We start from the raw sequence: 13,125 nt of genomic DNA, 5'->3' as shown, positions 1-13,125 counted from the left end.
CCAGCGGCGAGATTCCACGTGTCCACACGTTGTGCCAGGTAGAGCCCCCATTGCCGGGCCGTCTGTGGGCCGTCCGAGGGTGGCCAACGACGACAGACAACGACCGGCAACGACAGCGCTCCCGCTGGTCAGATCCCCTCCGTGAACAGGCCTCCAAGGTAGCGGCGCCACAGCATCACTTCTTCGACGTGTGATCGACGCCTGTCCCAGGCACAGCGCCCGCGCCCCCGCTGTCGTACCGACAGCGGGGGCGCGGGCGTATGTTCTATTCTGCCGGTGACACGACACGGGGGTGGGCAGGATGCCGGAGCGCGAACACGACGACCAGGAGCGCGAGTTCGACCTGAGGTGGGCGGACGACGCGGAGCACAAGGAGCCCTCGGCGCGGGCCCGGATGCTGGCCGCGCGGTGGAAGGAGAACCCTCCGGAGCCGCAGCCGTTCCGTGCGGATCCCGAGGCGGTGGCGCCGCGCCGGTCCTCGTGGGTGTCGACGGCCATCGTGCTGGGCAGCGTCGCCGCGATCATCCTGCTGCTGGGGTACGCGCAGTTTCGGGCGCCGTACTAGCCGTACCGGGTACCCGTATGTGCCCTTTGCAGCTCCTAGGGCCGATCGGAACCACTTCATGGGGCTGGCCGGGTGCACACTGGACAGCGGGACGAGTGCCTGACTGCGGGGTGAGGCAGATGCAGAGCCGCTTCCGGAGCGACCGGCGGTTGACCGTGCGGATGACGGTCACGATGTTCCTGCTCGGGTTGCTGTACGTGGCCTTCGTGGCCGCGTTGATCGTGTTGCTGAAGTCGTGGCTGCTGGTCGTGGTGCTGGTGGCGGCGATGTTCGTCGCGCAGTTCTGGTTCTCCGACCGGATCGCGATGTTCGCCATGCGCGGACGGGTCGTGGAACGCGAGGAGTATCCCGAGCTGCACGCGGTGGTCGACCGGCTGTGCGCGATCGCCGACATGCCCAAGCCGGTGGTGGCCGTCTCCGAGATGGACATGCCGAACGCGTTCGCGACCGGGCGCAATCCCGACCATGCGGTGGTGTGTGTGACGACCGGGCTGCTGCGGCGGCTGGAGCCCGCGGAGCTGGAGGGCGTGCTCGCACACGAGCTGTCGCACGTGGCGCACAAGGACGTCGCCGTGATCACCATCGCGTCGTTCCTCGGCGTGATCGCGGGCCTGATCGTACGGTTCGCCTTCTACTCGCAGCTGTTCGGCGGCGGGCGCCGGGACCAGAACACCGCTGCCGTCTTCGCCGCCGTGATGGGCGTGTCGGCGGCCGTGTACGCGATCAGCTTCCTGCTGATCAGGGCACTGTCGAGGTACCGGGAGCTGGCCGCGGACCGGGCGGCGGCGCTGCTCACCGGGCGGCCCTCGGCGCTGGCCTCCGCGCTGACCAAGGTCTCCGGCGACATCGCGCGGATCCCGACCAAGGATCTGCGCACGGCGCAGGCCTTCAACGCCTTCTACTTCACCCCGGCGACCGGCAAGGAGCCCGGCATCGAGCGGTTCTTCTCCACCCACCCGAGCCTGGAGCAGCGGCTCGACCAACTGGGGCGGATCTCCGCCGAGTTGGGCGAGGCGGCAACACCCGGAAAGGGGTGACATGGGGCTCCTGGACATCCTGCTCGGCCGTACGAAACCGGTCCTGCCCGATCTCGACCAGCTCTTCGCGCTGCCGTCGGCGGCCGTGACCCTCGAGGCCGCGGCCGGTTTCACACCGACCGGCACGGGTGCGGTGTGCTTCGCCACGGTCGAGGGCGGGGCCTTCGAGCAGACGCACCGGGAGGTCCAGGCCCTGCTGGACGCGGACGCCGACCGGGACGGTCCGCCGGTGGAGCTCAGCCAGGACGAGTACGGCTACTCCTGGCTGGTCTCACGCCGCTCCCCCGGCCAGCTGTCCGAGCTGGTCAACGATCTGCACGCGGTGAACAGCTCGATGGAGGTCAACGGCTTCGGGCCGCAACTGCTGTGCTCCCTGGCCGGTTTCCAGGGCGAGGGCGGCCGGCGGCTCGCGCTGGTCTATCTCTACAAGCGCGGCACGTTCTACCCGTTCGCGCCGCTGCCCGGCGGTGGGCAGCGGCGCGACAACGCGCTGGAACTGCAGGTGAAGGCGGCGCTCGCCGACGACCTGCGGATGGAGCAGGACCTGAGCCGCTGGTTCCCGGTGTGGGGCGCGCCGGGACTGTGACCGGCGCCTACCAGCGGTTCACGTCGTCTCACTTGCTCTTCTCGCGCTGCTGACGGCGCGACTCCAGGGGGCGCTCGCGAGCGTAGCGGCGCTCCCACTTGGCCTGCATGTCACGGCGCTTGCGGTAGGCCTGGTACGTGGCCGGCATCGACCCCGACGAGGATCCCCCCGACGGCTGCGAGGACTGTGAGGCGGAGCTGCCCTTGGTGCCGCTCCGCCCGTACTGCGCGTACAGGAAGAGCACGGCGACCGCGGCCAGCCACCAGACGTGGTTTCCGAATCCTAAGAGCACCAGGACCGCGGTCCCGGCTATGACGATGGTGCCCATGACGGGCCTCCGTGTGAGCGTGGATGAGTGAGCGGTGATGCTTTGTCGTCCCGACGGGGCGCTGGGGGATGGGCGTCCGTCCGTCGGTGCGTAGAGAGTAGCCCCGAGCCCGCAGGGTGATGCCTGTCCTGCGGAAAGCGGTGGTGGGCAGCTCCGCAACGCATGTCCAGCGTAGGGAGACGGTCACCGGGCGTGCATCCCGTTTTCCGGCTGCACCGGCGCTCAGTCCGCCGGCAGGTCCAGCTTCCGTTCCACCACCTCGCGGGCCACCTCCGTCAGGCGGCGGCGGTGGGAGCGGGCGTGGGAGCGCAGGACGCGGAAGGCCTCGTCGACCGTGATGGAGTGCCGGGCGGCGAGGGTGCCCTTGGCCTGTTCGATGACGATACGGCTGGTCAGCGCCTGGCCCAGCTGGTCGGCGAGGGCCTGGGTCTCGCGCAGCCGGCGCTCCCGTTCCAGGGTCCAGCCGGCGGCGTCGGTGAGGGACTGGCCCAGCGCCAGGAATTCGGTGTGCAGCGGGGTACTGCCGGGGCCCAGCAGCACCAGCGCGCCCAGGGTGTCGTGGCCCGCGTGCAGGGGCAGCGCGGCGGCCCGGCCGTAGCCCAGCGCTCGGGCCCTGGGTGCGTAGCGCGGCCAGTCACGGCGGGCCCGGTCGCCGTCGAGGGCGGTGTCCGGCACCGGGAGACCGGTGCGCCGGGCTTCCGACCCCGGCCCCTCGCCCCAGCCGGCGGCGGAGCGCGCCAGGCGCAGCAGCTCCTCGCCGGTGCCGGCCACCTCTGCGCGGACGGGGTCGTCGGGGGCGTAGAGCACGACCGCGGCACAGTCGCCGAGCAGTTCCGTTCCGTGCGCGGCGAGGGCCGCGAGGAGCCCGGCCGGATCACCGGCCTCGGTGACCGGGCCGGCGGCCAGGTCGACGAACGCCTGCGCCAGCCGCCGCTGCGACGGGGACACCGTGCTCATCAGCTCGCCTTCCCTTCGCCTCTCATCGATTCGCTTTCCGGATCACCGGTCGCGAACCGTGTCCGCAGTCTTCCCTGTCCACGCCCGGCGTCTTCCCCTCCTCAGCCGACACGCAGCTCGCCGCGCAGGATGCGTTCCGCCACGGAGTGCACGGAGACGCCCTCGGCAAACGCGCGGGCCTTGATCAGTTCCAGTGCGTCGGTCACCGGGCAGTCGAGGTGCACGCAGACCATGCCCGAGGCCTGGTGCACCTTGGCGCGCAGGTCGGTGGCGCCGTACATACCGGGATCGCCGTCCACGCTGAGGATCATCGAGCGGGTCAGTGCCTCGGCGACCTCGGCGAAGGTGTCCGGGTCGGTGACGCCCCGTACGGGATCGAAGACCGCGAGGGCGCCGATGCAGGTGCCGGACAGGCTGAGCGGTACGGCGACCACCGTGCCGATGCCCAGGCCGGCCACCGCGGGCCCGTACCCGGGCCAGCGGTCGAGCAGCGCCGAGCCGGCCGCCGTCACCGGGCGGACCAGGCAGGTGGCATCCCGGGCCGGACCCTCTCCGAGCAGGAATTCCAGCTCCTGGGCGGCGCGGGCCGGTTCGTCGGAGGCGGCCAGGGCGAGCTGTTCGAGGGTCGCTCCGGCCAGGGTGACGGCGGCACTGGTGGTACCGCAGGCCGCCGCGACTCCCGACATGAACAGCGGCTCCGGAGCACCCCGCTCACGCGACCAGCTGCTGAGCCGGGCCACGTAGTCGTCCTGCAGCCGGGCCGCGGTCAAGTGGCGGGCCGCAGTCGACCGGTGGACCTCGGCCATCCGCAGGTACCCGGCCCGGAGGGCCTCGGTGGGAGCCTGACCGGCGAGCAGTTCATGCTGCTGGGCGGCGTCGGAATCGGACTCGTGGCGGGCGCGCGCCACGGCGGCCTTCCGCTCCGCGGAAGCCATGAGGTCCGCAGCCGCACCTCCGGTGGCCATACCGGAAGCGTACGCTCCGGGCCTGGGCAGCGGTGCTCCTCGCCTGCCGGTTCCGACGCGGTGCTGGACGGTCTCGCGCAGCTTCTCGCTCCTCATTGGTGGCCTCCAACTCCTCGTTGGTGGACCGGAGTTCTCGGACTTGAGCTGCGTGGCGACGGTGACGTCCGTGAAGATTGCCGTCGACCCGCAGGGTGCGCCGCTCGTGGGTGGCCTGTTCGATCAGGGAGCCCATTTCGACCGGCGACCAGGACCGCCGTTGATGCCGGGGGGTGATCACGCCTCGGGGGCCGCCGCGACCACACCGGCGGCGACCGCCGCGCCCAGCGCTGCGTGGTCCGCGGCGGTCTGGTCGGCGTAGGCGAGGGCGAAGTCGGCGACGGCCTGCTCGAAGGTGTCGGCGCCGCCGAGGTACGCGGCGATGGCGATGCGGTCGCCGGAGCGGGCGTGCGCGCGGGCCAGGGCGGTGCCGCAGAGGCGGGCGTACCCGAGCAGATCGGCCGGACTCATGCCGGCCACGTCCGCGGAGCCCTTCATGTCGCGCAGCTGCCGCCAGTAGAAGGCGCGGCCCTGCGGCCCGCTCATCCACCCCAGGAAGATGTCACTCGCCGCCTGCAGCAGCCGCTGACCTGCGACGACGCGATGCCCTGGATGGACGTACGGGCCGTGCGGCAGATGTTCCTCCCATACGGACTTCCGAGCCTCCTTGATCTGCAGGAACAGGGGATCGCTCTGGTCCCGTCCCGTCAGCAGTACGACGAAGCAGCGCAGGCCGACGCTGCCCACACCGACGACCTTGCGGGCGGCGTCCACGAAGCGGTAGCGGTCCAGGAGCAGGCGGCGCTCCTCGGAGAGGGTGGAACGGTAGTCGCTGAAGATCTTGCGCAGGGAGGCCATGTCGGAGGCGCCGGCGGGTTCGAGGAGCGGCGGGTCGTGGATGATCCGGCGGCGCCCGTCGACCACTTCGGTCAGCTTGCCGAGGGCCTGCAGGCTGGTGCGGCGGCGGGCCCGGGTGAGGCTGGAGGCGACCTGTCTGCGGCGGCTCGCGGAGCGGACGAGGGGCAGCAGGCTGTCGGCGTCGATGCGCTCGTACCAGACGGCGAGCTCGCCCCGCCGGGCCAGCCGCCGCATGGCAGTCCGATACGCGGCCACCGCCTCCAGCGTCGCGCGCCGCACCTTGGCCTCGGCGTGCCCGTTCGCCCGCCCGGCCACGGCGACAGAGGCGGCCAGCCGCTCCGCGTCCCACTCGAAGGGCCCGGGGAACGTCTCGTCGAAATCATTCAGATCGAAGAGAAGCGCCCTCTCCGGGGAGGCGTACAGACCGAAGTTCAGCAGGTGGGCGTCGCCGCACATTTGCACGGTCAGCCCGGTGTGCGGCCGGGACGCGAGGTCGGCGGCCATCACGGCGGCCGAACCCCGCAGAAACGCGAACGGCGAGGCGGCCATCCTGCCGTACCGGATCGGCAGCAGCTCCGGCAGCCGGTCACGTCCCTGCCGCTCCAGTACGGCAACGGGGTCGGCCCGGTCGGCGGGCGGAACCCACCCGGCATGCGCGGAACGCGCCACCCGCCGACGGGCGGCCTTCCCCCGTTCGGCGCGGGCGACTGGAGTGCTCATTGCTGCCACCGCCGTATGCCGCGTGACATCCCTCGCCCCACGCCGCGCCTGCCCATCACGCCTCCGGTGCGGTCGCCTTCCATCGCCTCCTGATCGCAGTGAAGGCGGCGCCGGGGGCGTGCGCATGCCGGGGGCGGCGATCGGGTGACGGGGGTGTGCGATACAGGCTTTCTCGCCCCCGCCGCCCCTACCCGTCCCGTAACTGGGGGCTGCCGCCCCCAGACCCCCGCTTCGGCCTGAACGGCCTCGTCCTCAAACGCCGGACGGGCTGAAAGGTCAAGCGCAGGCCGGGGTGGGGAGAGCCGTCGGTTGTCAGTGCTCTGTTGCAGGATGAGGGCACGGATGGTGTGACGGGGAGGCCGGGATGGGTGACGGTGGGCGGTACATCGGGGCGGCGGAGCGTCGGGCGCGGCTTGCGTTGCGGCAGCGGCTGGCTCCGGCGGCGTGGGCGGACAGTCCGGAGGAGGTCGCCGCCACGCTGGTGGCGCTGCACGGGTCGGACCCGGCGACGGTGCATCTGGCCGTGGGCGCGCGACTCGCGGACGCGGCGCGGACGGTGCCGCAGACCGAGCGGGCGCTGTACACGGACCGGTCCCTGGTGCGGATGCACGGCATGCGGCACACCGTGTTCGTGTTCCCGGCGGATCTCACCGCCGTCGTGCACGCCTCGACCGGGCTCACGGTCGCCGGGCGGGAGCGGGCCTCGCTGCTCAAGGACATGGCGAAGGCCGGGGCACCGGACGCGGCCTGGCTGAAGGACGTCGAGGAGTCGGCGTTGGCGGCTCTGGCGCGGCGCGGACAGGCGACCGCGGCGGAACTCGCCGAGGACGAGCCGCGGTTGAGAGAGCAGTTCGTGTACGCGGCCGGGAAGAGCTACCAGGGCGTGCACACGGTTTCGACCCGGCTGCTGAGAGTGCTGGGCGTGGAGGGCAAGGTCGTACGGGGGCGGCCGCTCGGCTCGTGGACGTCCAGCCAGTTCCGCTGGGCCGTGGCCCCGCCGCACCCCGAACTCGACGTGGCCGAGGCGCAGTCGGTGCTGCTGGGCCGCTGGCTCGCAGCATGCGGGCCCGCCTCGGAGGCGGATCTGAAGTGGTGGACGGGCTGGAAGGTGACGGACGTCCGGCGTGCGCTGACGGCGATCGGCGCACAGGCGGTGTCGCTGGACGAGGGCACGGGGTACGTCGTCGACGGCGACGTCGAGCCGGTGGCGGGCCCGGACCGGCCGTGGGCGGCGCTGCTGCCCGCGCTGGATCCGACGGCGATGGGGTGGCGGGAGCGGGACTGGTACCTGGCGCCGCAGCTGCGTCCGTCACTGTTCGACTACAGCGGCAATGTGGGGCCGACGGTGTGGTGGAACGGTCGGGTGGTGGGCGGATGGGCTCAGCATCCCGACGGTGAGATCGTCTGGCGGCTGCTCGACACGGACGGTGTGGGGCGCGAGGCCGAAGCGGCGATTGCGGCCGAGGCGGCGCGGTTGCAGGGGTGGGTGGGCGCCACGAAGGTGACGCCCCGGTTCCGGACGCCGCTGGAGAAGGAGTTGGCGGCACCCACCGGCCCGTCCGGCGTTTGAGGACGAGGGACTGCCATCCCGATCCCCCACCCGCCCGCCGGGGCGGCGCGTTTCTCGCCGCCGGTCCTCATCTTTCAGCCCGTCCGGCGTTTGAGGACGAGGCCCCTTCAGGGCCGAAGCGGGGGTCTGGGGGCGGCGGCCCCCGGCAGAGGGCAAGACACGTGCCGGGCGCCCCCGCAAGCAGGGGCGCCCGGCACCGCACTCACCGCGAATACCGCATCAGCGCCCGCACCATGTGGCACGTCGTGTCCGACGGCGGGTGAACGCCGATCATTTCGGCCGTGCTCCGAATCGTCTCGTTGCGGGCCTGGTTCGGTACGTACACTCCCCTGTCGAGCAGGGCGATGGCGAGCCGCATCGCCTTCAGGCGGCGGTTGTGCGTGACGTACCACTCGCGCGGACGGCCCGGCGGCAGCGGGCGCTTCTCCACGGGGGCGTAGGGCAGGTCGAGCAGGACGGGGTGCTTGGCGGTTGACTGGGTCGGCTTCGGTTTGAGTGCGGCAGCGGGCACAGCATCCTCCTGTCGCGGTGAGGGCGTCGGAACGGGGGTTTCGGCAGCCCCCAACACCCTCGAACACTTCTTCTAGTGTACCGCCCGGCACTGACAAAAGGCCCTGGCCACAGGCGCTTTGAGGGGACCTCAGGGGTACCTTTGACCCCATGGAGATCTGGATCAACCCCGCTTGCTCGAAGTGCCGCAGCGCCATCAGCCTGCTCGACGCCGAGGGCGCCGACTACACCGTCCGCCGCTACCTGGAGGACGTACCGACCGAGGACGAGATCAGGGACGTACTGGACCGTCTCGGCCTCGAACCCTGGGACATCACCCGCACCCAGGAGGCCGACGCCAAGGAACTCGGACTGAAGGCGTGGGCGCGGGACGACGCGTCGCGCGCACGGTGGATCAAGGCGCTCGCCGAGCACCCCAAGCTGATCCAGCGCCCGATCATCACCGCCGACGACGGCACGGCCGTGGTCGGACGCTCCGAGGAGGCCGTACGGGATGCTCTGGCCCGATAGGGGCCGGCTGTGAGCCGGCTTCAACTTCCCTGTGACGTACGTTACTTCAGTGACTCCTGTAACCACTGAGTAACTTCGTTCGGTATCTCGTACATAGCGGCGTACGCTCCCCTACCTCGCAGGAGGCGCGCATGTCGCGTAGGAGAAGTCTCGGTACGAAGAAGAAGATCGCGCTGCTGGTGAGCGCGGCGGCGGTGGCAGGAGGCGGGGCCTTCGTCATGGCGAGCACCTCGAACGCCGCGCAGAGTCCCCAGGCCAAGACCCTGTCGGCCGCGGATTCGAACGTGTGCCAGGGGCTCGCCACCGCCCTCGGCAACAACCAGAAGTTCATCGACGGGCAGAAGGCCAACCCCGACGCCCAGTCCGCGGCCCGGATCGCCAACCGCGAGGCGGTCATCGCGCAGATCAAGGTCCAGCAGAAGGCGTCAGGTTGCACCGTTGGGGAGTCGGCTCAGGGCTCCCAGGCGACGCAGCCGGCGCAGAACGGTGTGGGACAGCAGGCGGGCGGCCAACAGGCGGGGGGCGCGCAGCCCTCGCAGGCGGCCTCGGCACCCGCGGGAAACGCGAACGGGAACGCGGGTGGTGGCGCTGCCGCCTCGGGTCAGCAGGTGTGCAACGGCTCCACGGTCACCCTCTCCGGCGAGGGCGGCGCACCTGCCGCCTCCAGCAACCAGTTCCCGGCGGGGACGACGCTGAAGGTCACCAACCTGGACAACAACAAGTCCACGACGGTGAAGGTCACCTCGGTCTCCGGCAGTTGCGCCCTGCTCAACAACGCGGCCTTCGAACAGGTACGGGAGCCCGGCAAGTTCCTGATCCGCCGTGCACTGATCGAGAAGGTGGGGTGAGGCTCAAGGGCTCAAGAACTCCGTGAGGCGGCGGCCGAGTCCGGCGGGTGCGGACTGCGGCAGCGCGTGGTGGGAGACGTCGGGGACCACGACTGTCTCCGCGCGCGGCAGCAGCGCATCCGCCTTCGCCGCCACCTCGTACGTGTCATGTGTCCTGCTGTTCCCGGCCAGGAGCAGCAGGACCGGCATGTCCAGCCCGCGCAGCGCGTCCGGCGCCGGGCGCGGACCGGTCACCGGCTTCGCGACGGAGGGGAAGCCGGCGGCCGCCTCCTGGAGGCGGAGCCAGTCGGGGTCGAGCGCCACCGCTCCCCCGGTCTCCCACTCCAGGAAGGCACGGGCCCGGCGGGCCGTCGGACGCAGCAGCAACGGCAGGGCGTGCAGGAGGTACGCGGGCCGGTATCCGGCGAAGCACTGGGTGGGGTCCAGGAGGAAGAGGCGGCGTATGCGTGCGCGTGCGTGCAGCGCGTGGTGCAGGGCGATCCAGCCGCCATACGAGTGCCCGCCCAGGTCCGTCTCCTCCAGGCCGAGGTCGTCCAGGACCGCGTCCAGCCAGACCACGAGGTCGGCGACCGTACGGGGGTGACGGTCGCCGGCCTCGGTACCGCGCCCCGCGCAGCCGGGGAGGTCGACGGCGAACACGCGGTGGGTACGGGCCAGATCGGCGGCCTGGGCGTACCAGCCGGCGGAGGTGGCTCCCCCGCCGCCGGGGAGCAGGACGACCGCGGGCGCGTGCACCGGGCCGCACATGTTGACGTACGTCGCCCCGAAGGGCGTGGGGACGGTCACCGCCTCGCGTTCGGCGGGCCACTTGGCCATGACCTTGTCGTACGCGGCGAGGAAGCCGTCCATGTCGTAGGCGCTGCGAGCAGGCACCCGAACCTCCCTTATTATCTCGTTCAGCGAGATACTCGGTGAACGAGATACTAGTCGGAGGCAGCCCGTGCCGAACCCCCAGGGCCCCGGGATGGAGGTCGTCCACCTGCTGCGTGCGGCGACCGTCGAACTCGCCCTGCACAGCGCCCGGTTCGCGTCCCGCAACGGCATGCACCCCACGGACGTACGCGCCCTGATCGCCCTCATGGACGCCTCCCGCGCGGGTGAGGAGATGACGGCCGGGCGGCTCGGGACCGCGCTCGGACTGAACTCGGCGGGGACCACCGCGCTGGTCGACCGGCTGGAGCGGGCCGGACATGTGCGGCGGGTCCGTGACCCACGGGACCGGCGCAAGGTCGTGATCGAGGTGGACGAACGGGCCGTGGAGCTCGGGTGGTCCTTCTTCGGGCCGCTGATCGAGCAGACGGTGGAGCTGCTGCAGGGGTACGACGAGCGGGAGGTGGCCGCGATCAAGGGGTTCCTGGCCGGAGTGCGGGACGCAGCCGCGACCGAAGGCTGACCGTCCGGACTCCTGCGCAAACCCCATCGCATACGAGCCGCCGTACGACGGCCCGTCCGCGCCCGCCGACCGCGTCGACCTGTCGACTTGCTGTGCCCCGCCCGCCCTCACACCGTGAATCGCGCCACACCACCGCCCGGTAACACGGGGTTCACACTCGAGCAATGGCCGGGAAATCGCCTGTTGACAGGCTCGCGGGCATCCACCGCGGCGCCCCAGTGCCGCAGCGCCGCAGCACCCGCAAGTGCGTAGACACATCCCCGAAGGAAGTGGCCCGTGACCTTCAAGGCTGAGTACATCTGGATCGACGGCACCCAGCCGACCGCCAAGCTCCGTTCCAAGACGAAGATCATGGCGGGCGAGCCCGCCGGTCTGGACGCGCTGCCGATCTGGGGCTTCGACGGGTCCTCCACGAACCAGGCCGAGGGGCACTCCTCGGACCGTGTCCTCAAGCCGGTCTTCACCTGCCCGGACCCGATCCGCGGCGGCGACGACGTCCTCGTCCTGTGCGAGGTCCTCAACATCGACATGACGCCGCACGAGTCCAACACCCGTGCCGCGCTGACCGAGGTCGCCGAGAAGTTCGCCGCTCAGGAGCCGATCTTCGGCATCGAGCAGGAGTACACCTTCTTCCAGGACGGCTACCCGCTGGGCTTCCCCAAGGGGGGCTTCCCGGCCCCGCAGGGCGGCTACTACTGCGGTGTCGGCGCCGACGAGATCTTCGGCCGTGACATCGTCGAGGCCCACCTGGAGAACTGCCTCGCGGCCGGCCTCGCCATCTCCGGCATCAACGCCGAGGTCATGCCCGGCCAGTGGGAGTTCCAGGTCGGCCCGGTCTCCCCGCTGGAGGTCTCCGACCACCTGTGGGTGGCCCGCTGGCTGCTCTACCGCACCGCCGAGGACTTCGGCGTCGCCGCGACGCTGGACCCGAAGCCGGTGAAGGGCGACTGGAACGGCGCCGGCGCGCACACCAACTTCTCCACCAAGGCGATGCGCGAGACCTACGACGCGATCATCACCGCCGCCGAGTCGCTGGGCGAGGGCTCCAAGCCGCTCGACCACGTCAAGAACTACGGCGCCGGCATCGACGACCGCCTGACCGGTCTGCACGAGACCGCCCCGTGGAACGAGTACTCCTACGGCGTCTCCAACCGTGGCGCCTCGGTCCGTATCCCGTGGCAGGTCGAGAAGGACGGCAAGGGCTACATCGAGGACCGCCGTCCCAACGCCAACGTCGACCCGTACGTCGTGACGCGGCTGATCGTCGACACGTGCTGCTCCGCGCTGGAGAAGGCCGGCCAGGTCTGATCCGACCCGTGGCTTCCATGAGGGGCGTCCGCCGTCTTGGCGGGCGCCTCTTGTGTGTTCACCGTCGTCCGAGGAGTGAGAGCGGGCTCCTGCACAGGCGGCTCATCTGCTTCAATGGGTCCATGGCCAGCTTCCGGAAGTCCCTCGCTACGGGTCGCCATGACCTGGAGCCCTTCTGGCCTTCCCGTCAGCATCACGACTTCGACCGGGTGTGTTGCCGCGCGATGAACGCGCCGGCCCTCTAAAGCCGTACACCCGGCCTTCGGCCAGCGCGCACGACGTACGTCCCCAGACGAATCTCTCGCGCGAAAGAGCTGACCTCTCATGGCGACCACTCGTTCTCTGTCCTCCGTCCCTGCCACCTCCCCTGCCCGGCACCGGCTGCGGGCCGTCGACCCCGACGAGGTGATCGACGTCGCGGAGTTCCTGCCGCCGGGCGCCACCTGGCTGCCCGCACCCCAGCACACCCTGCCCTCGCTGCCGGGGCAGCCGCCGATGGTCGGGTACCTCGTCCTCATCCCGGCCGACCGGCCGCACCTCGCCGAGACCGGCGTTCTTGCCGCCACCGACGACGCCCTCGTCCGGATCGACTCCGTACAGCGCACCGCCGAGGTGGACGGGCGCGAACTGGACCTCACCTACCTGGAGTTCGAGCTGCTCGCGCATCTCGTCGCGCATCCGCACCGGGTGCACACCCGCGACCAGCTGGTCACCACGGTGTGGGGATACGGCCATGTGGGCGACGGCCGCACCGTCGACGTCCACATCGCCCGGCTGCGCCGCAAGCTGGGCGCCGAGCACCGCGGGACGATCCAGACGGTGCGGCGGGTCGGGTACAAGTACACGCCGCCGACCGGCCGTTGACCGTGCACCGGCGGCTGGTCCTCTGCTGACGGCAGATTGCCGTTCCGTCCCGCGGCCCGACCGGGCAGGC

At 71.2% G+C, this 13,125-nt stretch carries 15 protein-coding genes; 9 read left to right on the top strand and 6 right to left on the bottom strand.

Annotated elements, in window-relative coordinates:
* The first annotated feature begins 301 nt into the window (after nucleotides 1-301).
* The 3 genes from IH68_RS0111380 to pspAB all read left to right on the top strand — a co-directional run bounded on the left by IH68_RS0111380 (nucleotide 302) and on the right by pspAB (nucleotide 2,188).
* Nucleotides 302-565: a hypothetical protein gene (locus IH68_RS0111380; protein ID WP_030932479.1), complete on the top strand. Its 264-nt coding sequence runs from the start codon at nucleotides 302-304 to the stop codon at nucleotides 563-565.
* A gap of 119 nt (nucleotides 566-684) precedes the next feature.
* The gene (gene htpX, locus IH68_RS0111375; RefSeq protein ID WP_030932476.1) at nucleotides 685-1,602 is read left to right on the top strand and encodes a zinc metalloprotease HtpX; all 918 of its coding nucleotides are present in this window, start codon (nucleotides 685-687) and stop codon (nucleotides 1,600-1,602) included.
* Nucleotide 1,603: 1 nt separating this feature from the next.
* The gene (pspAB, locus tag IH68_RS0111370; protein ID WP_030932473.1) at nucleotides 1,604-2,188 is read left to right on the top strand and encodes a PspA-associated protein PspAB; all 585 of its coding nucleotides are present in this window, start codon (nucleotides 1,604-1,606) and stop codon (nucleotides 2,186-2,188) included.
* 28 nt (nucleotides 2,189-2,216) lie between these two features.
* Here the strand turns inward: pspAB and IH68_RS0111365 are convergent, their stop codons facing one another.
* The 4 genes from IH68_RS0111365 to IH68_RS0111350 form a co-directional block, all read right to left on the bottom strand.
* A complete protein-coding gene (locus IH68_RS0111365; protein ID WP_030932471.1) occupies nucleotides 2,217-2,516 on the bottom strand; it encodes a hypothetical protein in 300 nt (99 codons plus the stop codon).
* A 222-nt stretch (nucleotides 2,517-2,738) separates the two neighbouring features.
* Nucleotides 2,739-3,473 (bottom strand): GAF and ANTAR domain-containing protein, encoded by a 735-nt coding sequence (locus tag IH68_RS0111360; RefSeq protein WP_030932468.1) that lies wholly within the window; start codon nucleotides 3,471-3,473, stop codon nucleotides 2,739-2,741.
* Nucleotides 3,474-3,574: 101 nt separating this feature from the next.
* Complete coding sequence (locus IH68_RS0111355; protein ID WP_030932465.1) at nucleotides 3,575-4,438, bottom strand: ANTAR domain-containing protein; 864 nt, start codon at nucleotides 4,436-4,438, stop codon at nucleotides 3,575-3,577.
* 273 nt (nucleotides 4,439-4,711) lie between these two features.
* The gene (locus tag IH68_RS0111350; RefSeq protein ID WP_030932462.1) at nucleotides 4,712-6,052 is read right to left on the bottom strand and encodes a DUF2252 domain-containing protein; all 1,341 of its coding nucleotides are present in this window, start codon (nucleotides 6,050-6,052) and stop codon (nucleotides 4,712-4,714) included.
* Between the two features lie 364 nt (nucleotides 6,053-6,416).
* Between IH68_RS0111350 and IH68_RS0111345 the strand changes: the two genes are divergently transcribed.
* Entirely contained in the window at nucleotides 6,417-7,622 is a 1,206-nt protein-coding gene (locus IH68_RS0111345) for a winged helix DNA-binding domain-containing protein (protein ID WP_030932459.1), read from the top strand.
* A 202-nt stretch (nucleotides 7,623-7,824) separates the two neighbouring features.
* On the opposite strand, the gene IH68_RS0111340 is transcribed toward IH68_RS0111345, so the two are convergent.
* Nucleotides 7,825-8,133, bottom strand: coding sequence for a hypothetical protein (locus IH68_RS0111340; protein ID WP_030932456.1), 309 nt, complete (start codon nucleotides 8,131-8,133; stop codon nucleotides 7,825-7,827).
* Between the two features lie 149 nt (nucleotides 8,134-8,282).
* On the opposite strand from IH68_RS0111340, the gene IH68_RS0111335 reads away from it, so the two are divergent.
* Nucleotides 8,283-8,642: an arsenate reductase family protein gene (locus IH68_RS0111335; protein ID WP_030932453.1), complete on the top strand. Its 360-nt coding sequence runs from the start codon at nucleotides 8,283-8,285 to the stop codon at nucleotides 8,640-8,642.
* A 131-nt stretch (nucleotides 8,643-8,773) separates the two neighbouring features.
* A complete protein-coding gene (locus tag IH68_RS0111330; RefSeq protein ID WP_030932450.1) occupies nucleotides 8,774-9,490 on the top strand; it encodes a hypothetical protein in 717 nt (238 codons plus the stop codon).
* 3 nt (nucleotides 9,491-9,493) lie between these two features.
* Here IH68_RS0111330 and IH68_RS0111325 read toward each other — a convergent pair whose 3' ends face one another.
* Complete coding sequence (locus IH68_RS0111325; protein ID WP_420718981.1) at nucleotides 9,494-10,363, bottom strand: alpha/beta fold hydrolase; 870 nt, start codon at nucleotides 10,361-10,363, stop codon at nucleotides 9,494-9,496.
* A 91-nt stretch (nucleotides 10,364-10,454) separates the two neighbouring features.
* Here IH68_RS0111325 and IH68_RS0111320 point away from each other — a divergent pair, with 91 nt between their 5' ends.
* The 3 genes from IH68_RS0111320 to IH68_RS0111310 all read left to right on the top strand — a co-directional run bounded on the left by IH68_RS0111320 (nucleotide 10,455) and on the right by IH68_RS0111310 (nucleotide 13,055).
* Nucleotides 10,455-10,883 carry a MarR family transcriptional regulator gene (locus IH68_RS0111320; protein ID WP_051833374.1) on the top strand — a complete coding sequence of 143 codons (429 nt, stop codon included), beginning with the start codon at nucleotides 10,455-10,457 and terminating at the stop codon, nucleotides 10,881-10,883.
* Between the two features lie 276 nt (nucleotides 10,884-11,159).
* Complete coding sequence (gene glnII, locus IH68_RS0111315) at nucleotides 11,160-12,191, top strand: glutamine synthetase (RefSeq protein WP_030932440.1); 1,032 nt, start codon at nucleotides 11,160-11,162, stop codon at nucleotides 12,189-12,191.
* A gap of 324 nt (nucleotides 12,192-12,515) precedes the next feature.
* On the top strand, nucleotides 12,516-13,055 hold the full coding sequence (locus IH68_RS0111310; protein ID WP_030932438.1) for a winged helix-turn-helix domain-containing protein: 540 nt from the start codon (nucleotides 12,516-12,518) through the stop codon (nucleotides 13,053-13,055).
* Nucleotides 13,056-13,125: the final 70 nt, after the last annotated feature.

The organism is Streptomyces sp. NRRL S-646 (assembly GCF_000720765.1).
Taxonomy (GTDB): domain Bacteria; phylum Actinomycetota; class Actinomycetes; order Streptomycetales; family Streptomycetaceae; genus Streptomyces.
Note: the sequence above shows the minus strand (reverse complement) of the source record. Positions and strands in the feature narration are given on the sequence as shown.